The 25,280-nt window shown below is 45.0% G+C and carries 19 protein-coding genes and 1 riboswitch; of the genes, 11 read left to right on the top strand and 8 right to left on the bottom strand.

From position 1 onward, the window contains the following. Positions 1 to 194 precede the first annotated feature (194 nt). Both G6R11_RS05910 and G6R11_RS05905 read right to left on the bottom strand, forming a co-directional pair. A complete protein-coding gene (locus G6R11_RS05910) occupies positions 195 to 2,339 on the bottom strand; it encodes a di-heme-cytochrome C peroxidase (protein ID WP_163132163.1) in 2,145 nt (714 codons plus the stop codon). A gap of 232 nt (positions 2,340 to 2,571) precedes the next feature. Further along, positions 2,572 to 2,832, bottom strand: coding sequence for a DUF1127 domain-containing protein (locus G6R11_RS05905; RefSeq protein ID WP_205472617.1), 261 nt, complete (start codon positions 2,830 to 2,832; stop codon positions 2,572 to 2,574). 216 nt (positions 2,833 to 3,048) lie between these two features. On the opposite strand from G6R11_RS05905, the gene G6R11_RS05900 reads away from it, so the two are divergent. Next, positions 3,049 to 4,494, top strand: a complete 1,446-nt coding sequence (locus G6R11_RS05900) for a PLP-dependent aminotransferase family protein (RefSeq protein ID WP_163132162.1) — start codon at positions 3,049 to 3,051, stop codon at positions 4,492 to 4,494. Between the two features lie 24 nt (positions 4,495 to 4,518). Here G6R11_RS05900 and G6R11_RS05895 read toward each other — a convergent pair whose 3' ends face one another. Further along, positions 4,519 to 4,740, bottom strand: a complete 222-nt coding sequence (locus G6R11_RS05895) for a hypothetical protein (RefSeq protein WP_163132161.1) — start codon at positions 4,738 to 4,740, stop codon at positions 4,519 to 4,521. A gap of 551 nt (positions 4,741 to 5,291) precedes the next feature. Between G6R11_RS05895 and G6R11_RS05890 the strand changes: the two genes are divergently transcribed. The 5 genes from G6R11_RS05890 (at position 5,292) to G6R11_RS05870 (ending at position 10,275) form a co-directional block, all read left to right on the top strand. After that, complete coding sequence (locus tag G6R11_RS05890) at positions 5,292 to 5,642, top strand: hypothetical protein (RefSeq protein WP_163132160.1); 351 nt, start codon at positions 5,292 to 5,294, stop codon at positions 5,640 to 5,642. 74 nt (positions 5,643 to 5,716) lie between these two features. After that, complete coding sequence (locus tag G6R11_RS05885; protein ID WP_163132159.1) at positions 5,717 to 6,463, top strand: sugar nucleotide-binding protein; 747 nt, start codon at positions 5,717 to 5,719, stop codon at positions 6,461 to 6,463. A 60-nt stretch (positions 6,464 to 6,523) separates the two neighbouring features. Beyond that, positions 6,524 to 7,066: an inosine/xanthosine triphosphatase gene (gene yjjX / locus G6R11_RS05880; RefSeq protein ID WP_163132158.1), complete on the top strand. Its 543-nt coding sequence runs from the start codon at positions 6,524 to 6,526 to the stop codon at positions 7,064 to 7,066. A 403-nt stretch (positions 7,067 to 7,469) separates the two neighbouring features. Further along, positions 7,470 to 9,758, top strand: coding sequence for a ribonuclease R (rnr, locus tag G6R11_RS05875; RefSeq protein ID WP_163132157.1), 2,289 nt, complete (start codon positions 7,470 to 7,472; stop codon positions 9,756 to 9,758). 217 nt (positions 9,759 to 9,975) lie between these two features. Continuing rightward, entirely contained in the window at positions 9,976 to 10,275 is a 300-nt protein-coding gene (locus tag G6R11_RS05870) for a hypothetical protein (RefSeq protein WP_163132156.1), read from the top strand. Positions 10,276 to 10,321: 46 nt separating this feature from the next. Here G6R11_RS05870 and G6R11_RS05865 read toward each other — a convergent pair whose 3' ends face one another. After that, the gene (locus G6R11_RS05865) at positions 10,322 to 11,218 is read right to left on the bottom strand and encodes a LysR family transcriptional regulator (protein ID WP_163132155.1); all 897 of its coding nucleotides are present in this window, start codon (positions 11,216 to 11,218) and stop codon (positions 10,322 to 10,324) included. Between the two features lie 155 nt (positions 11,219 to 11,373). On the opposite strand from G6R11_RS05865, the gene G6R11_RS05860 reads away from it, so the two are divergent. Next, positions 11,374 to 12,357: an aldo/keto reductase gene (locus tag G6R11_RS05860; RefSeq protein ID WP_163132154.1), complete on the top strand. Its 984-nt coding sequence runs from the start codon at positions 11,374 to 11,376 to the stop codon at positions 12,355 to 12,357. Between the two features lie 227 nt (positions 12,358 to 12,584). On the opposite strand, the gene G6R11_RS05855 is transcribed toward G6R11_RS05860, so the two are convergent. Beyond that, positions 12,585 to 14,048, bottom strand: a complete 1,464-nt coding sequence (locus G6R11_RS05855; RefSeq protein WP_163132153.1) for an alpha/beta hydrolase-fold protein — start codon at positions 14,046 to 14,048, stop codon at positions 12,585 to 12,587. Between the two features lie 860 nt (positions 14,049 to 14,908). On the opposite strand from G6R11_RS05855, the gene G6R11_RS05850 reads away from it, so the two are divergent. Together G6R11_RS05850 and G6R11_RS05845 are read left to right on the top strand one after the other, a co-directional pair. Then, entirely contained in the window at positions 14,909 to 18,028 is a 3,120-nt protein-coding gene (locus G6R11_RS05850) for a DUF1566 domain-containing protein (protein ID WP_163132152.1), read from the top strand. A gap of 17 nt (positions 18,029 to 18,045) precedes the next feature. Beyond that, complete coding sequence (locus G6R11_RS05845; protein WP_163132151.1) at positions 18,046 to 18,582, top strand: DUF1566 domain-containing protein; 537 nt, start codon at positions 18,046 to 18,048, stop codon at positions 18,580 to 18,582. A 169-nt stretch (positions 18,583 to 18,751) separates the two neighbouring features. On the opposite strand, the gene ribB is transcribed toward G6R11_RS05845, so the two are convergent. After that, positions 18,752 to 19,405 carry a 3,4-dihydroxy-2-butanone-4-phosphate synthase gene (gene ribB / locus G6R11_RS05840; RefSeq protein ID WP_163132150.1) on the bottom strand — a complete coding sequence of 218 codons (654 nt, stop codon included), beginning with the start codon at positions 19,403 to 19,405 and terminating at the stop codon, positions 18,752 to 18,754. A 155-nt stretch (positions 19,406 to 19,560) separates the two neighbouring features. Then, positions 19,561 to 19,762, bottom strand: a riboswitch (FMN riboswitch). Between the two features lie 181 nt (positions 19,763 to 19,943). On the opposite strand from ribB, the gene G6R11_RS05835 reads away from it, so the two are divergent. Further along, complete coding sequence (locus tag G6R11_RS05835) at positions 19,944 to 20,783, top strand: hypothetical protein (RefSeq protein ID WP_163132149.1); 840 nt, start codon at positions 19,944 to 19,946, stop codon at positions 20,781 to 20,783. A 58-nt stretch (positions 20,784 to 20,841) separates the two neighbouring features. Here the strand turns inward: G6R11_RS05835 and G6R11_RS05830 are convergent, their stop codons facing one another. Next, on the bottom strand, positions 20,842 to 21,339 hold the full coding sequence (locus G6R11_RS05830; RefSeq protein ID WP_163132148.1) for a fasciclin domain-containing protein: 498 nt from the start codon (positions 21,337 to 21,339) through the stop codon (positions 20,842 to 20,844). Between the two features lie 304 nt (positions 21,340 to 21,643). Here G6R11_RS05830 and G6R11_RS05825 point away from each other — a divergent pair, with 304 nt between their 5' ends. Next, positions 21,644 to 23,383, top strand: coding sequence for a choice-of-anchor I family protein (locus G6R11_RS05825; RefSeq protein ID WP_370525642.1), 1,740 nt, complete (start codon positions 21,644 to 21,646; stop codon positions 23,381 to 23,383). An 89-nt stretch (positions 23,384 to 23,472) separates the two neighbouring features. Here the strand turns inward: G6R11_RS05825 and G6R11_RS05820 are convergent, their stop codons facing one another. Further along, positions 23,473 to 25,188, bottom strand: a complete 1,716-nt coding sequence (locus G6R11_RS05820) for an NAD-dependent malic enzyme (protein ID WP_163132146.1) — start codon at positions 25,186 to 25,188, stop codon at positions 23,473 to 23,475. Positions 25,189 to 25,280 lie beyond the last annotated feature (92 nt).

Raw genomic sequence — 25,280 nt, 5'->3', positions numbered from 1 at the left:
CTATCTCGCCAGAAACATGAAGCTAGATTAAGCACTGGCTTGCAGAGGTATCGTCACTTCCTTATCCCGAGTTCAGGTTTAGTAAAGTAACACGCAAAAAAAGGGCCTAAGGGCCCTTTTTTCTTTTAGCTTTCTCGCTAATGGCTTGTAGCTTATCTTAGCTCAGCTCAAATCACTCCAAAGTCAAAGCAACGCTATATGGTTTTAAGGTATTCAATAATTGCCTCGCACTGCTGTGGATTGAAAGCTGTGCCTATCACCCCTTTTGGCTGATCCAAATAATGTTTACTTGGGTCGTATAAGTCTGAGAAGTGATGGCCACTGTTATGATTACCCGGTATTGAAGTGTCTAAGATAAAGTAGCCATCAGCGGTATATTGCCGGCCTTTCTTCAGCGCTTTACTAGCCACTTTTTCAAAGCCTTCTGGTTGCTGCAAACCTATATTCACCGCGTCAAAAGCGATATTTCCCATCTGCAAGTACTTAGGCCGCTGGCCACCTTCTGGGCAAAGTAGGTCGCGCAATGTTGCTACAGAACCATTATGCAAAAATGGCGCTGTAGCCCACACTCCGTTTAGCGGGCGAGCCTTGTAGCCAGAAGTGACTCGAATACAATTGGGGCGGCCACCTTCAAACTTGGCCTGTAAGGCTTTATCGCTTAGGCCTTGTTGTTTAAACCAAGCATTGACTGTTTCCTGCACTATTGCGCCCAGTGCGAGGCCAAACAGTAATTCACCACTGTCGTTTACTGGCAAGTCCACCAGCTGGGCTTTATCTTTCTTCGAATAGTTAGCGCCAGCCACTTGGCTGCCATAGAGCTGGTTAGGGTTTTCGCCACAAATGGTTTCATCAATACCTAAGCCAGGAGTAACCTTCGCAGCAGCCACATTACTGACCCCAGCTGTACTTAAAGTGCGAGTAGCCAATACATTTGCCTGAGCAGGATCAGTTCCAACTTGCGACAATTTAATCAGCTTAAGTTGCAATACTTTCTCAGCGCTTTGTTTTTGCTCGCCATTTTGCTGATAAACAATTGGCGCAAAATACTGCTCTTGCCAAATATCTGGACTGTCTAAAGGCGGTAAATGGCAGCCCTGACACTTAGTCTTGTAAAGTGATGCTCCAAGCTCGGCTTTTTGTTGATCAATTGGGCCAAATTGCCACTTAGGTGGCTGTAAACCAGAAAAACCTTTAGTTTGGCTAGGCTGCTCCCCACCCAGCAAGTCTTCTAACCACACTAAGTTATTCATTGGGATTGACGAGCTAAAGCGATTGTCGTCCATGGCGCTTTGCATATCCACATAGGCATTTACGCCCATCGCTTCGCCAGCATTGCGAATTAGCGGGCTCATAATCGAGGCATCATACTGCACCCAATTAAACCAAGATGCGGTCCATAAATGTGGGTAATTCACCGGAGCATTGATCGCATGGTAGTTATCACGACGATTAATGTTCTCGGCAAATACTTGGTTACCAATGCGATTAAGTGCATCTAAGCGCATGAAGCCTTCATTCACCTCAATAATATCTTGCTGCCCTTCACTGGCCGCTACAATACTGGCCAGCTCGTCGGCTAGAGATAACTTGGCTGCGGGGCTGTAGCTTGCGCCAAGCACGCGGCGTGCGAAGCGATCGAATCGGCCATCTAGAACCGGCAACTTACTGGAAAGCAAAGTTTGCCCTAATGAGGCAGCTAAGGTTTCGGTTAACAAACTTAAATCGGTAGTAGCTGGAGCACCATCGATAATGTATTCGGTCTTGCTGTCACCTTCACCATGAATAAAGTGGCCGGTATGGCAGGCGGCACACGTAAACCCAATACCAGCGGTGCGAGTGGGATAACCAGGTAAGTTCACCGACGCGGTGCGAGCAAAGCCAATAGGTAAACCATCGGGGTTTTGTTGACTCACTTGCGAGCGAATAAAGCCAAATCGCAGCAAGAACTCATTAGCGGAAAGCAAACCGTTATCGGAAAATCCATTAAGTAGCAGTAAAGACCAAAGCGAGCCACTTGGCTGCTCCAAACTTACAAACCATTGATAAGGAATGGGAATGGTGCGAGTACCTTGCGAGGTATGGTGGTACCTTTTAGCCTCTTCGCTTACATAGTCTCCTTTACTGCCCCAGTTTTGCTCTGGCCAATACTGTTTTAGCCAAGAGCCATCTTGGCGAATAACCTGCAGCTCCGGCAAATTAGGTGGCGTTAAGGCATCGCTAATGCTTTTAAACTTATCGCTATTCAGCAGCACCAATAGATACACTGTGGCTAGCACTAATAGGACAATACCTAAACGCTTAATTAAGCGGCCAAGCTTGTTAGATAAGGGCTTACTCATAAACTGGTTCCTTTCTTCCATGAAGGGTAACAAGCAGATGATGATTCAATATTACGAAGCGCTAAGCAAGCGCTTAACATCCTTGAGAAAAACTCTCTGCTAAGGCTAAACCATAGAGGAAAAGTGGCTTTAATGTAAACCTATTAACTGTGGTGTCAGTACCCTTAGCTTTACACAAGTGAACAAGAACTAGAAATAAGGCAGCTACCATGGTTAAACTGCCTGTCATCCCTTAAGCCTTTAACTTTTGGCTAAACTCATGACCACAACCTTGTCGATTAACTTGGTCACGATGGTTACGCTCAGGTTTACTTGCTTGCCAAAAAGGTTTACCGCCTTCGGCTACCGCTTGCGCTCGGCTCAAGCCGATGTCTTTAAGCAAGTCGTCACTCAAGGCCAACAAGGCTCTGCGACTACGGCGACGCGCTTGATAAAGGGCAAAGCGCTTAATGAGAGCATTAAAAACCATGGGGAAAGTAAATTGTATTTGCATGTTCCGCTCCTTGTTCTAATCAGCTACCCCTCTAGCTTAAATTTTGAACAAGCAAGCTTACAGATTCAGAATACGAGAATTTTGCCATTACAGATGCACTAACTAGCTATCTGTAATGCTTAAGAATGCTCAATCTGTACCGCTTAACCATGCAACTTTGCCTAACTGTATTTCTCTGTGGTATTAATGAGCGATGTTTTGGCTAAGGAGTTGCCAATGACCCTCTACGAACAGTTTGCCCAAGAGCTCAAAGAGCAAATCACTCAAGCTTATTATCCGGTTGGCCAAAAGCTGCCTTCTATTCGCGAAATGAGCAAGGCAAGAGGAGTGAGTATTTCCACGGTGCAAGAAAGCTACCGACTGCTAGAAGATGCAGGCTTTGTTCGCAGCAAGCTTAAGTCGGGTTATTATGTGCAGCAGCCGCCCAGCACAGCACTGTTGCCAGAAACCAGCCAACCGGAGCAGCGCCCGGTGCCTATCGATAATTGGCAAGCAGTGTTAGAACTCACCATGACAGAGAGCAATAGCCGCTTTTTGGCCTTAGGCAGAGGCTCTCCCGATACCGAATTAAGCAGTTTGAAGCCATTACAGCGCTTAATGAGCGACAACATCAAGTATCAAAGCAAACAGGTTTTTAGCTGCTCAAAAGGCAATGGCTTGTTTAAATTACGGGTGCAAATCGCTCGCCTCATGCAGCACTCTGGTTGCCATATTCACCCCGATAACATTCAAATTACTGCCGGTTGCCAAGAAGCTTTATCACTAAGCTTAAAAGCGCTCACCCAGCCGGGAGACATTGTTGCGATAGACTCACCTAACTTCTACGGGTCGATGCAGGCGATTCAATCTAACCAACTCAAAGTTATCGAGATCCCAACCCATCCAGAAACCGGCATCAGCTTACCGGCCTTAGAGCTCGCCCTGGAACAGTGGCCAATTAAAGTGCTGCAACTAATCCCAACATCAAACAACCCCTTGGGTTATGTGATGCCCGAAAAGAACAAATTAAAGCTGCTGAAGATGGCTGAGAAATACGACTTCGCCATTATTGAAGACGATATCTTGGGTGACGGCTACTACCAAACGCCGCGCCCGCGAAGCTTAAAGTCTTACGATAGCCAAGATAGGGTATTATTTTGCTCGTCGTTTTCTAAAACCATTGCACCGGGCCTACGCGTGGGTTGGGTAGCACCGGGGCGCTACGGACAAATGCTCACCCATTTAAAATTTGTCACCTCACTGGGTGCGAACAGCTTACCCTTGTTGGCAGTGGCCGATTTTATCGAACAAGGGCACTACGAAAAACACCTGAGACTATCTAAGCAACAATACCAAGCTAGGCGAGATCTAATGCTACATTGGGTGCAGCGCTACTTTCCCAAGGGCAGTAAGATGAGTTTTCCTAAAGGAGGATTCTTTTTGTGGGTAGAGTTACCAGAGTCAATCGACAGTTTGGAGCTAAACGACCTACTAAAACCCTTTAACATTGGCATTGCTGCGGGGAGCTTATTTTCTGCCGCGGGCAAGTATCAAAACTGTTTGCGCTTAAGTTACGCCAATAAACCGAGTGAGCGCATAGAACAAGCCGTTAAGATCGTTGGTGAACAAGCCAAAGTTCTATTAAAAAAAGCGCAATTAGAACAAACACTAAGGCGAGCTTAAAGGTTTAAACTCGCCAAGCTGTTACTACAGTTTCTTCCACCGTAGCTTTGTGCATTTGCCATTGTCATCATGCACACGGCAACCAAAGCGGTAACCATCTTTAACTAGGCTTTTATTGTAATACTCTGCATTTTTATCGAATTCGCTAAGTGCTGGCTTGCTGCTTGGTTGTTCAGCAGCAATAGTTGTTAAGCTAAGACCTAAACCGAACACAAGTGCAGCTGAACTGATTAAAACATTACGCATTTTTCTTCTCACAATTATTGATAAAAGTCATTTCTGCGTTTTATACCAGCAATTTTCTCCAGTGCAATCTGCGACAGTTTTGTGAAAAAACTCACAATATAAAGCAGAAGTAGAAATGACAGGGTTTTCACTTCTTGAGTATCAGAAATTTAATTAACCAATCAGTTAATAATAAAAATGACATCGATTTCAACAGAGGGTTATTTTTATTTATCCTTAGGTTTAAGCGGCTATTATTTGCACAAGTTTCACGAAAAGCAGCTAAATATCATACTTTAAACATAAATCTTTAAAATTCAGACAATTAAAGAAAAGTCTAAGTAAACGATTTCATAATATAACCTTAATGTTAATAATCAGCTTCTAAATAATCATGTTTATTAACAAACCTTAAATCTAAAATTTTACATGACAAATTAAATATTAATTTCAAGCCTAAAAACTAAATTTGTTAGTTTGACAAGTATCATTGCTTGGGATAATTTTTGTGCCACTGTAAATGGATTTAAATCATATTTAACGGCAATTGCTATTAGATATATAAGGTAACAATGAAATTGAAACACATAGTTAGTGCCGCTGTTATTTTACTTAGTTCTCATGCCAGTGTGGCCAATGAAAGCATAGATAGTTCAGAGCTTCCTGCGCTTAAAAACTACGCCTTTGCTGCTTGCATGTACCACATTCAAGCTAAAATTGATCCTACTCCAGCGGCAACGCTAAATGGCTTACGCGAAGAAATGGAAGTGTTCTACCAGTACAGCGTATTACCCACCGAACACTTTGAAGCGGTATACGCCGAAGCAGAAGCTGGCGCTAAAAACATTCCACCGTCTGGCTCCATTCGCTACTGTATTAGCTGGCTACAAGAAGACAAAGTAGAACAAATACTGGCTAACTAAATTTGCCCTACTCTAGCGCTTAACGCCATCTAACCGCATAATAGCCACTTCTTAGAAAGTGATGAGATTATGCAATGCAAAACGTATTAGTCACCGGCCTAAATGGCCGACTTGCCCCTTACCTAAAACAAGCGCTAGAAAAGCAAGGCATTGCAGTACATGGTTTTAATCGCCAAGAGCTAGACATTAACAACCGCGCTCAGCAGCTAGGTTATATTCGCGGCAACCATATCGACGCAATATTTCACCTAGCCACCGGCCCTGAAGAGTGGCTGGCTTGTTTAGCCGAGATTGCTGGTGAGCAAAATATTCCTATGCTGTTCACCAGTACCGAAAGTGTTTTTAACCCAGAAAGCACCGGCCCATTCACGCCAGAACATCCCGCCGATGCGGTAAATGACTATGGGCTATACAAAATAAGCTGCGAACAGGCTGCCCTTGCCGCTAACCCCAATATCATTATTGCTCGCCTAGGCTGGCAAATGTTCGATAACTTTGAGCAAGACAACCTACTCACCCACGTTAGAGATATGCATGCTGAAAAGGGTTACTTGGCTGCTAGCACCGAATGGCTGCCAGCAGTGGCCTTTGTAGAACATAGCATGCAGTGTTTAGTCGCTTTAGCTCAACAGGCCAAACCGGGGATTTATCATGTAGGCGGAAACGAACAGGGTTTGTCTTTCTACCAGTTGGTGCAAATGATCAATCAAAAATATCAGTTGAACTGGGACGTTCGCCCCGGCACCGTTCCACAGCGAGATGGCCGAATTATCGACCCACGCGTAGCCTGTGGCAGCATTGCCGAGCAATTGGCTGTATAACTTGGCCACGCACTTAATCAGGGCTTAGTCTTTTCCAAACAAAATTGAAGAACAGTAAATATGTCAGAGCAAAGAATGAAAGCAGTGGTGGGCTCGCGCAACCCAGTAAAAGTGCGAGCAGTAGCTAAAGCCCTTGCGATGTATTACCCCAATGCTGAGATTGACTGCCAAGGCATTGATGCTCCCTCTCAAGTACCCGAGCAACCAATGACCAGCCAACAAACTCGCGATGGCGCAGTAAATCGCCTGCGCTACTGCCAGCAGCAACAAACCGCTGATTTTTACGCCGCCATTGAAGGCGGTGTTGATATGTTTGAAGATGGTCCCGCCACATTTGCCTACGTGGCCATTGCCAATCAGCAGCAACTATCGGTTGGGCGCGGCGCTAACATGCCCCTTCCACCCAGCGTTTATCAGGCTCTAGAGCAAGGTGAAGAACTTGGCCCGCTAATGGACAAACTGTTTAATACTCAAAATATTAAGCAAAAAGGCGGTGCCATTGGTTTGCTCACCAATGGCTTAGCCACCCGCGAGGATAATTACGTACATGCCATGCTGCTAGCGCTGGTGCAATTTGCTCACCCGAGCCTGTATCAGCAATAAGCGATAAACCCTCAAAGCGACAAAAGTTGACTTTCCGCCACAAGTCTATAAAGTGGCGGCCATTAGAAATTCAGTCTATTTTTTGAACTCCGCTTTAAGGTTGCCTTCCTCTAACCTTCGTTTCGTCGTTTTAAATTCAAGCTTGTTTTTCCAATCTTGCCATTAGGCAACTATATGATTGTCTGTCATCTAAGTGTCACATAAGCAGCTTATAAGTCAGACCAACAACACAACTTGCAAGGCCAATTAATGGCGTGAGCAAGTAACAAATTTTAGCGTCTTGCTTTAACAGCAAGCGCACAGGCCTAACAACCTTGAGAGTTATATCTGAACTGCATACTTAAAACATTTCATGATTTCCCTAGAGCAAGGTTATTGGCCCTACTAACAGAGAACAATAACTATGAGTAAACACTCAAGCTCTAATGAGCAACAATATGCTAATCCCATTCCTGATCGCGACGCGATTATTGCGCTGCTCGATCAACAAGGCCAAGCCCTTAATCGCGAACAAATAGCCGTAGCTTTAAACCTAGATAGTGAAAACGACTTAGAAGCCTTGCGCCGCCGCTTAATTGCCATGAGCCGCGATGGCCAACTGCACAGCGACCGTAAACGTAACTACTGGCCAGTAGACGAAAGCGAATACTTAGTGGGCACAGTTATCGGCCACCGCGAAGGTTTTGGCTTTTTAAAGTGCCAAGGCTACGACACAGATTTTGTGCTGCATAGCTCGCAAATGAGCAAAGTGTTTGATGGTGACCTAATCCAAGCCTTGCCAAATGGCTTTAACAATCGCGGTCGTGAAGAAGCGCGAGTGATTAAAATACTGGAAAAAAATACCCAGCAAATCATTGGCAAGCTGGTTGAAAGCAATGGCCACTTTAGCCTGCAGCCAGACAACCAAAAAATTAGCCAAACCATTGAAATACCAGCTGAGAAAACCTTAGGTGCAAAGCATGGCCAATACGTTACAGCCGAGCTAATCAGCTACCCGCATAAACGTAACAATGCCATTGCTCATATCAGTGAAGTTATTGGCGACCCTATGGCGCCGGGCATGGAAATCAACCTTGCGATCCGCAGCCACGATATTCCTTTTGAATGGCCAGAAGAAGCCCTAGCACAAGCTAAAGCTTTAGCCCCAGAAGTAGCCGCGCAAGATAAGCTGCACCGGGTAGATTTCACCGCAACGCCGTTTGTAACGATTGATGGTGAAGATGCTAAAGACTTTGACGACGCTGTATATGCTGAACCTCTAAGCAATGGCAACTGGCGCTTACTCGTAGCGATTGCCGATGTATCACACTACATCCAGCCAAACAGTGCCTTAGATATAGAAGCGCAAAAGCGCGGCACCTCGGTGTACTTTCCTGGGCACGTGGTTCCGATGCTGCCAGAGGCGATTTCTAACGGTTTGTGCTCGCTAAATCCGCACGTTGATCGCTTGGTAATGGTGTGTGACATGACCATAAACAACGCCGGTGAGCTGGCTAGTTTTCAGTTTTGTGAAGGGCTTATTCACTCGCATGCTCGCCTTACTTATACCCAAGTAGGCGCCATGCTAGAAGACGCAAATAGCAGCGAAGGAAAGCAACTCTCTGAGCAATTTGACGAAGTATTGCCGCAATTGCAGCAGCTACATAACTTATATCAAGTGTTGAAAGTCGCCCGTGCCAAACGTGGCGCTATTGACTTTGAAACTAACGAAAGCCAGTTTGAGTTTAATGAACAACGTAAAATTGAGCGTATAGTGCCACTGGTACGTAACGACGCTCACAAGCTGATTGAAGAATGTATGCTGTGTGCCAACGTAGCAACCGCTCGTTTTCTTGAGCAGTTAAACATTCCTGCCTTATATCGAGTGCACCGTGGGCCAAAAGAGAAAAAGCTCAACGCATTACGTAGCTTCTTGGGCGAGCTAGGTTTGAACTTAGGCGGTGGCGACAAGCCTAGCCCAGCAGATTATAACCAGCTATTAAGCAGCATAAGTGAGCGAGACGACGCCAGCATTATTCAAACCATTATGCTGCGCTCAATGAGCCAAGCGGTGTACACTCCAGAAAATGAAGGACACTTTGGCCTAGCCTTTGATGCTTACGCCCACTTCACTTCGCCGATTCGTCGCTACCCTGACCTGCTAGTGCATCGCGCTATTCGCTCAATCATTCGTAGCAAAGAGTCTGGCGGCATCATGAAGCGTGCGCTTAAAAGCCTTAGTGGTAAGGGTTTTGATCCGGTACAGCGCCTTAAAGGCGCTACCCCACTAGCCATTGAACAAAGTTATCCTTACGACACAGCGCAAATGCTGATGTTGGCCGACCATTGTTCATTAGTATCGCGTCGCGCCGACGAAGCCAGTTGGGATGTAGACGCTTGGCTTAAATGTGAATACATGCAAGACCGAGTGGGTGAGAGTTTTGAAGGCATAGTAAGTGGCCTAAACGGCTTTGGTTTGTTTGTGGAGTTACCCGCCACTCAGGTTGAAGGCAGCATTCATATCTCAGCGTTAAAAGGCGATTTTTACCATTACGATGCCAACAAGCAGCGTTTAACCGGTGAGAACAGCCGTAAAAGCTATGGCATTGGCCAAGCCATCTCGGTCACCATTGCTCGGGTTGATATGGAACAACGTAAAATTGAGTTTGTATTAAAGCAAAGCAATAAAAGCGTAAACAAAAACGTCGCTTAAACCTTCATACAACAATGGTTTTGAGAAGTGCCTCAAAACCATTGCTCCTTAAAGAATATTGTCCCCTCTAGAATATTGTTCCCCAAGAGCGTTGTTCAAAAAACACCCACCTACCACAGCTAAAAGATAAACACAAATCAGAACCCGACTTATCAGATTCGGCAACGGGCCTTAAAGTACTCGTGAATTAACACAAACACGATTAAGGTAAGCCACCATGAAAACATTTCTAAAAGTAATCGCTTTAAGTACTTTATTCACCGTAGCTGGTGCTCAAGCTCAAAACTACTGCCAAGGCGCTAGCCAGTGCTTAGAGGCTAATCGAAGCAGCCAAGTTCAACTAAGCACTCAAGACTCGCCTACGCAACACTATTGCCAAGGTGCTAGCCAATGTTTAGAGATCAACCAACAGACTCAAGTAAAAGTAACCAGTGAAAAAGCACTCGCTCAATACAACAGCTTATACTGCAACGGTGCAGCTCAATGTAAAGAAATGGGCCTAAACTTTCAGGGTTAGGAGCATCTCTTGGTAGCAATCATCAAGCCAAGGAAGGCAAGGGTAACTAAGGCCTAACTTGACTAAGGTAGTGCTGCAAAAAAGTTACAAAATGTTGTAATCGAGAAGAATGCTCAATTTTAGGTGGATAAAGCATCCACACTTGTCGCTGTTCTACTTGGTAATCACTCAGCACTCGTTGCAAACGCCCCTCGCTAACTAACTGCCACAGCAAATGCTCGGGCACCCTAATCACTCCTTTATGACTGAGCGCAGCCTTAATCAAAATATTATTATCATTTACTGCAAACTGCCCTTTGGCTTCGAACTGTTCGGTTTTACCCGCTTTTACAAACTGCCAATTTCGCCAGCTAGGAAATGCTAAACACTGCAAGTTGGCTAAATCACTGGGTTGAGTTGGCACACCATGAGTTGCCAAATAATCTGGCGAAGCCACTACCCAATGGCAATAAGGCATTAACTTACGCGCTACCATATTTTCTGGAGGTTGGGTGGTAACTCTTATTGCTAAGTCAAAGTTTCGCTCATGCAGATCCTCGAGGTGATGACCAACATCAATTTCAAAACTCACTTCTGGGTAACGCTGTGAGAACTGATAACAAACATCCACCAAGAAGCTATCGGCAAAGGCAGAAGGAGCGGTTAAACGCAATATACCAGCTACCTTATCACCTCTGTGTTCAAGTTCTCGCTCTAGGTCGAGCAAGCCATGGTGCATGGTTTTCGCCTGTGCAAACACCTTATGCCCTTCGGTAGTTAGGCGGACTTTTCGAGTAGTGCGAATGAGCAGTTGAGTTTGTAGATCTTGCTCTAGGCTACGAATTTGCTGCGATAAATAACTACGAGAAATGGCAAGCTGTTCCGCCGCTTTAGAAAAGCTCAAGTGTTGGGCCACTTCGTAAAACAGCAGTAAACGCTCTAGCTTCTTATGATTTTTAGACACCTTGGTTCCATTTACTCACTCACATGTAAACAATAATACTCAAAAAAATAAGTTTGTATGTTATATCAAACAGTATTTTTGTTTCTAGGCTCTTTTTCCCTGCCTAATCTACCCACTATACTGATGCTAATTTCCTCTCTTAAAGTAGGTGTTAAATGCAATATCGTCGTCTTGGCCGCAGTGGCCTGCAAGTTAGTGAATTTGGATTAGGCTCTTGGGTGACTTTTGGTAAACAAGTGGATTTATCAGCTGCCAAGCAAATCATGGCGCGCGCCTATGATGCCGGCATCAACTTTTATGACAATGCCGAAGGCTACGAAAGTGGCGAAAGCGAACGCCTAATGGGTCAAGCCATTGAACAGCTAGGCTGGTCACGCGACAGCTTTGTAGTTTCAAGCAAGGTGTTTTGGGGAGGCGACAAGCCCACCCAACGAGGCTTAAGCCGTAAGCACGTATTTGATGCCTGCCATGCTGCACTAGCCAGATTACGAGTAGATTACTTAGATTTGTTTTATTGCCACCGCCCAGATATTGATACGCCTATCTATGAAACGGTGCGTGCCATGCATGACCTGGTCTGCCAAGGTAAAGTAATGTACTGGGGCACGTCTGAGTGGAGCGCTCAACAAATTACTGAAGCATGGGCTGTTGCCAAGGCCGAAAACCTGCACGCCCCGGTGATGGAGCAACCACAATACAATATGATGGTTCGCGACAAAGTAGAAGCTGAATACTTACCGCTTTACTCATTAACCGGACTAGGCACTACTATTTTCTCACCTCTCGCCAGCGGCTTACTTACCGGAAAATACCTAGATGGTGTTCCAGAGAACAGCCGTTTAAGCCTGCCAGGTTATGAGTGGTTGCGCGACATGCTAATTGGCGAAAACAACAAACTCGAACAAATTGCTCAGCTAAACCAACTCGCCCAACAACTGGATATGCCTTTGCATCACTTAGCCTTAAATTGGTGCTTACGCACTCCTCATGTAAGCAGCGTTATTTTGGGTGTGTCTAAGCTAGAGCAGCTTGAAGACAACCTGCAAGCACTAGAAAACAGCGGCAGTTTAAACCAGCAAGTTTGGCAACAAGTGGATGATATATTAGGTAACAAGCCTGCAGGTCCTGAGCGCTTCTAGTGCTTTAAAAATAAGCACTTACAGGAATAGAGCAAAAGCTCTACCACGGTATACTACCACTTGGGTAGTATACTGATCACAGTATTAAGAAAAACCGCCTGAAATAAACATATTGTGAGTTACTTTTGTCTCAACTTGTCTATACTGACAAAAAGGTGTTTACACCTACAAAACAACAATAGTACTAAACGCATAAATCGATTAGGGGCCTTAGGGCCCCTTTTATTTTATCGTGCAAAAAACGACGATACCTGCTTAAGTACTTGTTCTGAAATACTATTCCAATAACGCCAAGTATGCCCACCCTCAGCGGTCAAATAAGAAAACTCAACCCCCTGCTGATTAAGTTGCTCAACTAAACGTTGATTAGATAAATAACTAATTGAGTCATCCTCACCACAATAAAGAACAAGCTCAGAATCCAATGTGAAGTTCTGCCAACTAAAGCTGGGATACATTTCCATATCAAAATAGCCACTAAGCGGCAGCGAAAGGCCAAATTGTTTTGGATACTTATGCGCTAAATAAAACGCGCCAGCGCCGCCCATTGATGTGCCACTAATAGCACTATATTGTGACCCAGATTCAACCTTATACTGTTCAGCGAGATGAGGCAGCAGCTCTTGCATAATGAAGCTTTCATGCTTCCCTTGGTAATAGCTAGTTCCCGCTGAAGGCATTAACACGATAAACGGCTCAATACTCTTGTCGGCAATCATGTTATCCATTAAGTGTTGAATTTTACCGTCGACAATCCACTGCTTATAATCTTGACCATAACCATGCAAAAGCACCAATACTGGATAATCTATCCCAGATGTTTGGTAGTTGGGCGGTAAATACACTGCATATGGGCTGATTTGATTTAGCTTGTCACTCTTAAACTCAGCCTCAACAAAGTTGCCATGCGCAATCTCAAGCTGAGCTTTTAACAATGGATTCTCTTCACCAATAACCAATACTGAATTAACGCCACCGTGGCCATCAGGCACCGATTGAGGGTTTTGCTGGTCGGCCACCCAAGCCCCGTCTATCACAAATTTGTATTGCCAAGCCCCCGGTTTTAAGTACAAAGTGATAGACCAACGGTTAGCTCCGCTTGGCTGCATAACAAACACCTTGCTTCGCCAATCACTCATTTCTCCGGCTAAGTAGACCTGCCTAGCACCTTTAGCTTCTAGGGTAAAAGTATGAGCAAGGGCACCTTCACTAGGCTCTAGCAATGGGTGTTCTACCTGCATGGCAAATTCTCCCAGCTTGGCATTAGCTGCTTGTTGCTCTGTTAAAATATGCCCTGCAGCCGAGACGACTCCTGAACAACTATAACCGCCGTTACTCCATTGCCAATCATAAGCGCCACTTATTTCCTTGTTGCTTATTTCACTATACGCCGAGGAGTACGTGAGCGTACCACCATCCATCTGAACACTTGGCAATGACCAAGCAATAGTCCCCTGACTGATGGTTCCGGTAGTGCCTCCATCAATACTTAACTGGCATTGATTCTGATTCACCACAAATACTTGTTTGAAACGCTGACCTAAACCGTTGCAACTGTGGTCATCAATATCAACCACCAACTGCCAAGTACCCGCCACGTTGTCGCACTCTTTGATGCTGTTGTTTGAACATCCCATTAGCATCGAAAAGGCAAAAAGCGCGCTTACAAGGCACCGTATTTTATTGTTCATTGCTTTACAGCTCCTATCAAAATAGACCTCCAGCCACTGGAGTAAAAACACATATATCAATAGCATTAAAACATACTGTAAAAACAAGCAGTAGCGGTAACTAGAGCATATGTGAACAAGACAAAATAGTAAGCCTTATTTAGCCTATGTATTTAAGAAGAAACCAAGGTTTGACTACGCGTTCTAAGATAGATTTGGCTGCAGACGTAAGCGAAAGATACTCTTCGTGGTTGCGCACTGCTATGCACTACGAAAAAGCTAAGCAAACAACAGGCTCTAAGCCTTTTATAAAGTTAAAACCTAGCTAGCCTTGCTGATTAGTCTATTTCTATACACCACAATATCTTCAATACCGCACACTGGCATAGCATGTTGCTTAGCCACTAACGCTTAAACTACAAGCCAACTGAACTGCTACGACCAATCTCTCGTTACTCGGCAGATTAATTGCAGAATTCCCAAAAGCACTCAATAATGTAAATAAACCTAGGCCATACACCAAATAGTGTTACACAATATAAAGAACTTAGAATGCATTCTGTAACAATGCACTCGACATAATTGATTAATAAGAGTTGGCTTTAGCAAGCGGAGAATCATATTCCTTCTTCATGCACGCAAATGTAGTAATAGGTAAACTCATGTACAGCCTTATTTCATGCAATTTTCCTAGATTTTTACGAGCAAAGATTGGGCTAGTCCTTATATTTCTCTTGGTAGGTTGTGACCAGTACAGCACCCCACCTGAGATTTCTGTAGAACCTTTCTTACAAGTAAATGAAGGGCAATCTGTTGAGCTATCTGTTAACTCGGCCTCGAGTTCATTTCTCACGTTTCACTGGGAGCAGCTTACAGGCCCAGTGTTTGAGATCGCAGACCCCAAGCAGCAAACTATCGCTGTAACAGCACCAACAGTCACCGAAAATCAAACCGCACTGTTTCGTGTTGAGGCCACCAATGTTGCAGGGCTAAAAAGCCAAGCAAGTGTCGAAGTTTTGATTATTAATGAAAATACCGCCCCTGTATTGTTGACCAACCAGTTCATCGAAACAGGTGAACATAGACAACTCACTCTCAGTGCTGAAGCCTATGATCCCGATGGCGACGTTGTTGATATCAGTTGGCGACAAGAGCTCGTAAATAATACTCAAATGCTCGAAGTTTTAGAAAGAAGGTCTAAATCGATAACTCTTCAAATTCCAGAGCTTGAGCTTGCGACAGTATTCAATTTTGTTGTTGAAGCTGTCGATACTCAGGGTTCAATAACTCAGCGAGAGGTTCAAGTTAATGGTTTTCCGGTGCTTTCTGGAAGAGTGGTTGATGAGCCAATTGCCTTTGCACCCTTGCTCTACAAAAACTGGAACGATGACGAGCTACTTTCCTTAGGACAAACCGATGACTTAGGCAGATACGAAGTTTTACTCCGCAGTAACCAGCAAGACATCGAAGTAGTGACCAATGGTGGAACATTAAATAACCGTAACTTTGAAGGGCAGCTGAGAGCAATTTGTCGATTCGAACAACGTTCTTCCTGTAATTTAACTCCCATTTCCACTCTAGTTTCACAATATGCAAATAGCAAAAACCTGGAAAACATAACCGAGCTACCTCTGTTACTTGAAAACCTCGAAGCCTTACTTGGTCCATTAGAACCAGACCCATTCATTCAAGCCCGCCCAGATATTGATGTTGCAGCTTTAAGAGTTTTGTTTAGTGATGATGGCAGCCAGATTCTCACATGGGTTGAACAAGTTCTGACCTATGTAGAACAGCCCAATGACTCCCCGCTTCAAAACAACATTTCTAGTTGGTTTGAAAGCTCAAACCAAAAACCGAGTGTTAGCTTATCTGGGCCAACCCAAGTTGCTGGCGATAGTAGTGTTGTGCTCACTGCGTCAGCTATAGATCCAGAGCAAGCAAATTTAGAGTTCACCTGGCAACAAACCCAGGGAGCGGCAGTCTCTTTTGAAACTTCTCAAAATAATGAATTAACCTTTATTGCCCCTAAGCTCTTGCAGGAAGAGCAACTTAGCTTTGCGGTGCAAGTAAAGGATGATGCAGGGCTCACAGCCAGTGCGAACCTATCACTCACAGTATTAGCAACCAATATTGGGACACCAAATATTCCTCCCACCGTTTCTGCAGGCAGCAATCAAACCGTGGATGAGCAAACACCGGTAACATTAACCGCTAGCGCATCCGATACCGATGGCAGTATCGCCAGTTATCAGTGGACCCAAACGGCGGGAACCACGGTAACCCTGAGCGGCGCAACTGCCGCTTCTGCTAGCTTTACCTCCCCCATCTTAACCAGCGCCGAAACACTCACCTTTGAGGTGACCGTCACCGACAATGAAAATGATAGCGCCAGTGCTCAAGTCTCGGTGTTGGTTGAGCCGGTTAATGCACTGCCTACTGTCTCTGCTGGTAGCAATCAAACCGTGGATGAGCAAACACCGGTAACATTAACCGCTAGTGCATCCGATACCGATGGCAGTATCGCCAGTTATCAATGGGCACAAACGGCGGGAACCACGGTAACCCTGAGCGGTGCAACAACCGCTTCTGCCAGTTTTACTTCCCCTACTCTAACCAGCGCTGAAACACTCACCTTTGAGGTAACCGTCACCGACAATGAAAATGATAGCGCCAGTGCTCAAGTCTCGGTGCTGATAGAGCCGGTTAATGCACTGCCTACTGTCTCTGCTGGCAGCAATCAAACCGTGGATGAACAAACACCGGTAACATTAACCGCCAGTGCATCCGATACCGATGGCAGTATCGCCAGTTATCTATGGACACAAACGGCGGGAACCACGGTAACCCTGAGCGGCGCAACGACTGCTTCTGCTAGCTTTACCTCGCCTGAAATAACTTCAAGTGAAAATTTAAGCTTTACGGTTGATGTTAGCGACAATGAAGGCGGAACAGCTCAAGCAAGCATCACCGTAACAGTCGTCAATAATAACGTCCCCATTGCTAACGCTGAGGCGCCATTACAGGTAAAAAGTGGTAGCACTATTCAGCTTGATGCAACGACATCTACCGACGTAGAGTCAGCAAGTCTAATTTATGATTGGGTTCAAACCGATAGCACCGGAGTAATAGCTTCATTAACAGATTCTAGTTCTGCGCAGCCAAGCTTTATCGCGCCTGCAGTTTCAACATCCATAACATTGCAATTTCAAGTTACCGTAACCGATGATGGCGGTAAATCTGACAACGCAAGCTTAACTCTTATCGTATCACCAGACGATTCTGCATTTGCTCCAATTAACGATACAGGCTTTTCATTATGCGGTGATTATGCCTACGGAGCTGCGCGCTCAGGCAATCATCAAAATAACCTTGATTGTGCTGACAGTACCGATGTAGAGGGCGATCCAATACCTGAAGATCAAGATGGCCACTTTGGTCGAGATACCAGTTTTACAGACTCTACCGATGGTGCCAATGGTTTCAGCTTTATCAAACTAGATGCCAATGGTTCCGCTTTGGATGTCGACGCAACATCTTGGAGCTGCGTTTACGATACGGTTACTCAGCTAGTTTGGGAGGTGAAAACCAACGACGGAGGTCTTCAAGACAGTACTCACTCCTACACTTGGTATAGTTCCAATACCGATACGAATGGTGGTGACGCAGGCGCTGAAACTGGAGGCGTTTGTGCAGATCTAACTAATTGCAATATGGAAGAGTACCAGGTTGCAATTAATGCTGAACAACTTTGCGGATATACAACATGGCGAATACCAACATACATTGAACTCTTTGGCATTCTAGATCTTAGCCAAGCAAGCCCCGCAATAGACCTTAACTACTTTCCAAATACACAAGTCACTTGGCATTGGACAGCGACACCAGCGAGTTTTAATCCCGCTTGGGCATGGTCATTAATATTTGATCTATCCAATACTCTCGGCCCTGTAGATGCCAAGACATCGGCTTACCCGATTCGACTAGTAGCAGATTTGCCCTAATGAACAATGAGCAGCCTATGATTAATATAAAATCCATTATAGTTCTGACCGCTGTTTGCCTGCACGCCCCCTTGTTGCAAGCAGCCACTTGCACCCCAGATGCTGAGGAAACAACCCCAAATGATCGTTTTCAAATAATCACAGAGGGAACCGTTACAGACTTAGAAACAGGCTTGATGTGGGACCGTTGTGCATTAGGTCAAGCTTGGGATAATGCCCTACAGATCTGCACTGGCACAGCCAGCACTAAAAACTGGCGTCAAGCAACAAGAAGTGGAATGGACCATACCCTTGGAGCTTTTAGCGATTGGCGTTTACCTAACATCAAAGAACTACAAACCATTATAGAAACAGCCTGCTGGCGGCCAGCGATTAATGTGACCATATTTCCTGACGATGGTTTTTTACAATTTCATAATTACTGGTCATCTACACCACATGTGGTTTATGCCAATCAATCCTGGCTAATTAACCTTGATGCAGGGTACATTCGTATCGACTTGATGGATAAAGATTCACAGCATGAAGTAAGGTTAGTGCGAGGCGGAAATTAGGACTTTAATCTACCTATATTGAGCTGCTCTCTTCTTCAGGCACTGACTACTGACTTTACTGGTCTGCTACACAAGCTCCACCTTTATGTTCATAGCGTTAACGCAGTAAAGAACACTACGAAAAACCTAAGTGAATAAGAGGCCCAAAAGCCTCTTATAAGGCGAAGATCTAGCTAGCCTTGCTGATTAGCGCTTTGCGATACACCACAATATCTTCAATACTGCACACTGGCATACCATGTTGCTTAGCAAAATTTACGATCTCCGGTAAACGGGCCATGGTGCCATCGGGCATGGTTACTTCACACAATACTCCAGCAGGTTTTAAACCCGCTAAGCTCATTAAGTCTACCGTGCCTTCGGTATGCCCACGGCGGCTTAATACCCCTCCTGGCTGAGCCCGTAGCGGATAAACATGGCCAGGCCTGGCTAAATCGCTAGGCTTGGCGCCATCGGCAATCGCGGTTTTAATGGTGGCAACGCGGTCGGCGGCAGAAACCCCTGTGCTCACGCCTTGCTTAGCTTCGATACTCACAGTAAAGGCAGTACCAAACTGGCTTGAGTTGTCACTTACCATAGGCGGTAAATCAAGCTGTTTGATTTTGTCGTCAGTTAAACATAAACAAACAATGCCGCTGCATTCACGGATTAACATTGCCATTTGGGCATTAGTAAGGGTTTCGGCAGCAAAGATTAAATCGCCTTCGTTCTCGCGATCTTCATCATCAACAACCAACACTCCCTTACCTTGGCGCAAGGCAGTAAGTGCGGCGTTAACACGTTCAATTGGATTGCCATATTCGGCAAGTAGAGACTGATTCATGGTTAAAGTCCTTAAAATACAACATTAAGTTTTCCAGAATCAGGGCGCGCAGGAATAGAACCTCACGGTAAAGTGAAGTTATTTATCGGCATTAACCAACACTCAGCCACAGGCTAAGTGTTCTGCTCTAACTAGGTTAAAGCAAAGTGATAATACTTGATTCTCTTCCATCCGGACTTATTACAGCTAAGCTGCAAATTACCGTCGGCTCTGGACTGTTAACCCTTCTAAAAAGGCTAAGTCACCAGATCTGCTGACCCCAACACAGTTGGGCGCTCGCGGGCTTTTAGCATCTCGTTTGCTAACGACACACTAATTACCGCCGGTGGGGAGTTACACCCCGCCCTGAGAATTTATGCCACTTGATAAATAAGCAGCCCGCCTATGTTGCCCTGCTTTGCAGTGAAACTCAATCTTGTACTGGCTCAACAAAAACCAGCTTAGCTATTGATAAAATTGAAATAAATATCCAAAGTAGCACTTGATTTAGCAAACCATGTTTACTTCTATCAATAATTAGCGCTTATAAGGTTTCGTCATGGAAGACACAAATACGCCCATAGAAGAAAGAACCGAAGAGTTTATTTGCTACGAACTCGCCATTTTAAAAGACCAAGGGCAGTGGACCAAATATTGCCGCATTGTCGCTAATGCCATGTCGGCAATTCCTTGGGTGGGTCAAGTACTGGCTAGCAGCGCGGCTATTCATGGTGAGAACGAGCAAGGTAGAGTTAACGCATTGCATGAAGAATGGCTTAAAATCCACCAGCAGAAAGTTAAACAGTTAATGCTAACCCTTGATGAAATGGCTTACCGTTTGGATTCGGTGCATGCCAGCCACAAATCACGCATTCAGTCAGAAGAGTATTTGGGTTTAATTCGCCGAGCCTTTAAGTCTTGGGACGCGGCAGAAACCCAAGAGAAACGTGATTACGTGGTGAATCTGATATCCAATGCTGCGGCCTCACCACTTTGCCCAGACGACCAGATTCGCCTATTCAATGATTGGCTCGACAAATACCACGAAATCCACTTTAAGGTGATTAGAGCAATCTACCAAACAAGCGGCGTTACACGCTTAGCTATTTGGCAATCGGTGAGTGAAGAAATGCCTCGTGAAGATAGTGCCGAAGCCGACCTATTCAAGTTGCTGATCAGAGACTTAAGCGCAGGAGGGGTAATTAGACAGTTTAGAGAAACCACCTATGAAGGCGACTTTGTAAAACAGTCAAGCAAAGGGAAAACCAAGAAACCGGCGAGCCCCCTTCTAGAATCGGCTTTTGAAGATACTAAGCCCTATCAACTTACCGAACTAGGCGCTCAATTTGTTCATTACACCATGAATCAAGTAGTCAAGAAGCTGAGCAGCGATTCATAAACCTTTACCAACAGCATACATCGACAAGCGGAGCTTAGATTAAGCTCCGCTTATGGGTTTATTTTGGTAGCAAAACTGTATCTACAACATGAATCACACCATTGCTCGCTTTAACGTCTGCAGCAACAACCTTAGCGTCGTTGATCATCACCATGTCACCGCTAGTGCTTACTGCCAGCATGCCACCTTGTAAGGTATTAGCACTATCAATCTTAACTACGTCAGCAGCCATAACTTTTCCTGAAACCACATGATAAGTGAGCACAGCGACTAACTTATCTTTGTTCTCTGGCATGAGTAACATTTCCACGGTACCTTCTGGTAATTTAGCAAAGGCTTCGTCGGTGGGAGCAAACACCGTAAAAGGTCCATCGCCCTTTAGGGTATCAACCAAGCCAGCAGCTTTAACCGCAGCGACGAGGGTGGTAAAGGAGCCATTTGCGACGGCTACATCAACGATATCCTTTTTCATGCCGTGATGATCAGCGTGAGCCTGAAATGAGAATGTCATTGTTGCGATAATCAAAGTAACTACATTTGCAATTCGTTTTAACATTGTCTGTTTCCTTTAAGCTTATGTTGCGTAGGGTTCGAGAATGATTACGGCTAGCAAATTTGCTTCGATCAAATTAAACAGCTTACAGGCTCATTTAGCCTGACCTATTTACACCACTAACAACAAAAACATAGGCTTTAAATTCAATTGGTTACAATGTATTCACTACAGCATTATTCAGGCCTAAATTCTCTAAATACCTTATTGGAATATTTTAGTGATTGTCATATTTTCGTCATCGTAAAGTCACATTGAGTACACAAAATGCCCTACGAATTGTAACTATTTATAGGGATATAAGATGATGCTCAAGAAGAGCTTGGTTTCATTGGCTGTAATTTCAAGCCTAACATTAACAGCATGTAGCAGTGACGATGGTGCAAATGGTTTAAACGGTGAACCAGGCGCTGATGCTATTAACGGCATCACCCTAAATCCGGTGGGTCGTGCAGTATTAAACCCAGATGGCGCAGCAGAAATCCTGCAATACCACGCAGCTACTCAAACTATTTATGCCATTAATAGCTCTGACGCAACGGTTGAGATGGTTGATGCTTCTGGCCTTAGTTCTGAGCAACTAAGCGCTCCTACAAGCGATACTAACCTAAGCGCAAGCCCACTGACTTTACCTACCGAAGCCAATGGCGTAGCGCTGGGCGGTGCCAACAGCATCGCCGTGCATGATGACTTAATGGCAGTAGCTATTGAAGCCGACGCCCAAGCCAACAATGGCTTCATTGTTTTCTACAATGGTTTAAACGCTGGCACTCCAGTATTCCTAAGTGCTGTTGAAGTAGGAAACTTGCCTGATATGGTAACTTTCACACCTGATGGTAGCAAAGTGATAGTAGCTAACGAAGGTGAGCCAAGCGGCGATTACAACAACGATCCTGAAGGTTCAATTGCAGTAATTAACATCACCGATGGTACGCCAGCAACTAGCGCTACTATCATCGACTTCACTAGCTTTAACGGCATGCAAAGTGAGCTTGAAGCCAAGGGACTGCATTTTCCTAACCCAAGCGGTCGCACCTTGCATGGACAAGTGATTGCCACCACTGTTGCACAAGATTTAGAGCCTGAATACATTACCGCTAGCAACAGCATGGCTTATGTAACCCTTCAAGAAAACAACGGCTTAGCCATTGTTGATTTGAGCGATAACAGCGTGCAAATTATTGGCTTGGGTTATAAAGACTGGTCAGGTTTAAACTTTGACGGTAACGAAGACGGCACAGTAAGCTTTGGCCAATATGACGGTTTATATGGCGCTTACATGCCAGACACTATTGCCTCTTTCACCTGGAATGGCGCCCCCTTCCTAATTACCGCCAACGAAGGTGACGCTCGCGAGTACTTCTTTGACGTAGCCGACGAAGCGGCATGTACTGCTGCAGGTGGTCAAGATTACGATGAAGATGACGGTTGCTTGGCCTTTACTGAAGAAGTAAAACTGAAAAACCTTACTGCTCAAGCAGGTTCTAAGCTAGAAGCTCTGCAAGCTGGCGGCGAAATTGATGGCCTACGTGTAACTAATGTACTAGGCGATGCCGATGGAAATGGCGAATACGAAACAGCAGTAGCCTACGGTGCTCGCTCATTTACTGTGTGGGATCAAAATGGTTTAGTGGTATTCGATTCTGGCGATGAGATCGGCCGCATCACTGCAGCACTTCACGGCAATGCCTTTAACAACGGTGACGATGAAAACGAAGGTGACTCTCGCTCTGAAAACAAAGGTGCGGAACCTGAAGCGTTAACCGTTGGCACTGTTGGCGACAAAACCTACGCCTTTATTGGCCTAGAGCGCATGGGCGGCATTATGGTTTACGACGTAACCAATCCATATAACAGCAAATTTGAAACCTACGTAATTAACCGTAACCTAACAGAAGGTTTAAGTGTTGATGACGGTATTGGTGACTTAGCCCCAGAAAGCCTAGAGTTTGTTGCAGCGGCAGATAGCCCAACCAGTCAGCCACTACTATTAGTGGGTAACGAAGTAAGCGGTTCTTTAACTGTTTGGGAAATTGGCACTAAGTAATTAAACTTAGCAGCTAAAAAAAAAGTAAAAAGGAGCCTGAAGGCTCCTTTTTTATTGAGTTTAGTTAGCTTAATTAAGCCAGCTAAGCACTACACTCTGCGGTAAGGCAGGTAAATAGGCTCCCACATGTGTTCGGCAATTTCTTGATCAATATCTTTACCGCTCAAGCAGCCTTGCGGATCGGTCTCTTGGATTTGTTTCAAAATGGCTTTTGCCACAAAACCAGAAACGTCTTTTAGCTCACGCATTCTTGGGAATACACAGCCACTGTCGAGGTCTTCTTGAGAAACATATTCTGCCAAGGCAAAAGAAGCAGTAGTAAACATTTCCATGGTAATTTTGCTAACGCCAGACACAATCGTAGCAAGACCAACAGCCGGGAAGATAAATACGTTATTACCCTGACCAATACGGTACAAGTTGCCATTGTATTCAACATCATCAAAAGGGCTACCGGTAGCAACAATGGCTTGGCCATTGGTCCATTTATATACGTCTTCTGGCAAGGCTTCACAATTGTCGGTTGGGTTAGATAATGGGAACACCATTGGGCGCTCGGTGTATTCCAGCATTTTCTTCACATGGCTTTCTTTAAACGCGCCACCCACACCACTACAGCCAAGCAATACGGTGACTGGGGTATTGTCGATAAGCTCGCCTAAGCTGGCTTTGCCTTCTTCAGCTAGGCTCCATCCTTCGGCTAGGCTAAATGGTTTAGCGTAGCGTTTTTTGTATTCGTCGAGACCTTCACGATTATCAAATACCACACCACGCGAGTCTAAAATGAAAATTCGGTCACGGGCTTCTTGATGGCTGATGCCCTCTTTAAGCAAACCAGCAAAAATTTGGTCGGCCACGCCTACTCCGCCAGCACCTGCGCCATACACCGCATAAACTTGCTCACCAAGAGTTTCGTTTTTAATTTTAGTAGCACCAATCACACCAGCTAATACCACTGAACCAGTGCCTTGAATATCATCGTTAAACGATGGCAATTCGTCTTCATACTTAGATAAGTTATCGAAAGCGTTAGACTTACTAAAATCTTCCCATTGCAACACTGCCTCTGGGAAATGCAGTTTAGTTTGCGCCACAAACTTCTCGATAAAGTCTTGATACTCTTGACCACGCATCCGTTTTTGCGGAAGACCCAAATACATTGGGTCGTTAAGCAAGTCTTGGTTGTCGGTCCCTACATCAAGCGCAATTGGCAAACAACGTGCAGGGTGAATACCAGCACCTAGGGTATACAGTGACAGCTTACCAATAGGGATGCCCATACCACCAATGCCTAAATCACCTAGGCCGAGAATACCTTGGCTGTCGGTAACCACTATAATTTTGATATCTTTACCAGCAAAGTGGCGCGCCATCTCGCCCATTTGGTCCACGTTCTCAGCGGTAATGTATAGACCGCGATCTTTTTGATAGCGGTGGCTAAACTCCTGGCAAGCTTTACCTACTGTTGGGGTATAAATAATCGGCGCCATTTCTTCAATGTGGCGCGATACCAAGGCGTAAAATAAGGTTTCGTTTCTGTCTTGCAGTGCACGAAGGTACTGGTACTGCTCAATGTCACTACAGGCACTTAAAAAGCCTTGGTAAACCCGCTTTAACTGGTCTTCAAATGTTTGCGGTTTTGGTGGCAACAAGCCCGCTAAGTTGAAGGCTTCGCGCTCTTCAAAACTGAAAGCTGAACTTTTGTTTAAGGTACGATCGTTAAGCAATGCGTTACCCGATATTGAAACTGGACGAAATTCGTTTCCGTTTTCGTCCTTCCAACGTAAATATTTACCAGCGGCCATGGTGTCCTCCGAGACAGCACGTAAGAATAATTAGCTAACTGTAAATGATAAATGATCAGGCCGATTCTGTACGCTATTTCATTAAAAAATAG

The sequence above is a fragment of the Agarivorans sp. Alg241-V36 genome (assembly GCF_900537085.1).
GTDB lineage: Bacteria > Pseudomonadota > Gammaproteobacteria > Enterobacterales > Celerinatantimonadaceae > Agarivorans.
The sequence above is the reverse complement of the archived record's forward strand: the minus strand, read 5'-3'. Positions and strand labels throughout refer to the sequence as shown.

What these genes read in the sequence shown, in the direction of transcription:
- G6R11_RS05910 (WP_163132163.1), bottom strand. Translation starts at nt 2,339, where the DNA reads ATGAGTAAGCCCTTATCTAACAAGCTTGGCCGCTTAATTAAGCGTTTA.
- G6R11_RS05905 (WP_205472617.1), bottom strand. Translation starts at nt 2,832, where the DNA reads ATGCAAATACAATTTACTTTCCCCATGGTTTTTAATGCTCTCATTAAG.
- G6R11_RS05900 (WP_163132162.1), top strand. Translation starts at nt 3,049, where the DNA reads ATGACCCTCTACGAACAGTTTGCCCAAGAGCTCAAAGAGCAAATCACT.
- G6R11_RS05895 (WP_163132161.1), bottom strand. Translation starts at nt 4,740, where the DNA reads ATGCGTAATGTTTTAATCAGTTCAGCTGCACTTGTGTTCGGTTTAGGT.
- G6R11_RS05890 (WP_163132160.1), top strand. Translation starts at nt 5,292, where the DNA reads ATGAAATTGAAACACATAGTTAGTGCCGCTGTTATTTTACTTAGTTCT.
- G6R11_RS05885 (WP_163132159.1), top strand. Translation starts at nt 5,717, where the DNA reads ATGCAAAACGTATTAGTCACCGGCCTAAATGGCCGACTTGCCCCTTAC.
- yjjX (WP_163132158.1), top strand. Translation starts at nt 6,524, where the DNA reads ATGTCAGAGCAAAGAATGAAAGCAGTGGTGGGCTCGCGCAACCCAGTA.
- rnr (WP_163132157.1), top strand. Translation starts at nt 7,470, where the DNA reads ATGAGTAAACACTCAAGCTCTAATGAGCAACAATATGCTAATCCCATT.
- G6R11_RS05870 (WP_163132156.1), top strand. Translation starts at nt 9,976, where the DNA reads ATGAAAACATTTCTAAAAGTAATCGCTTTAAGTACTTTATTCACCGTA.
- G6R11_RS05860 (WP_163132154.1), top strand. Translation starts at nt 11,374, where the DNA reads ATGCAATATCGTCGTCTTGGCCGCAGTGGCCTGCAAGTTAGTGAATTT.
- G6R11_RS05855 (WP_163132153.1), bottom strand. Translation starts at nt 14,048, where the DNA reads ATGAACAATAAAATACGGTGCCTTGTAAGCGCGCTTTTTGCCTTTTCG.
- G6R11_RS05845 (WP_163132151.1), top strand. Translation starts at nt 18,046, where the DNA reads ATGATTAATATAAAATCCATTATAGTTCTGACCGCTGTTTGCCTGCAC.
- ribB (WP_163132150.1), bottom strand. Translation starts at nt 19,405, where the DNA reads ATGAATCAGTCTCTACTTGCCGAATATGGCAATCCAATTGAACGTGTT.
- G6R11_RS05835 (WP_163132149.1), top strand. Translation starts at nt 19,944, where the DNA reads ATGGAAGACACAAATACGCCCATAGAAGAAAGAACCGAAGAGTTTATT.
- G6R11_RS05830 (WP_163132148.1), bottom strand. Translation starts at nt 21,339, where the DNA reads ATGTTAAAACGAATTGCAAATGTAGTTACTTTGATTATCGCAACAATG.
- G6R11_RS05825 (WP_370525642.1), top strand. Translation starts at nt 21,644, where the DNA reads ATGCTCAAGAAGAGCTTGGTTTCATTGGCTGTAATTTCAAGCCTAACA.
- G6R11_RS05820 (WP_163132146.1), bottom strand. Translation starts at nt 25,188, where the DNA reads ATGGCCGCTGGTAAATATTTACGTTGGAAGGACGAAAACGGAAACGAA.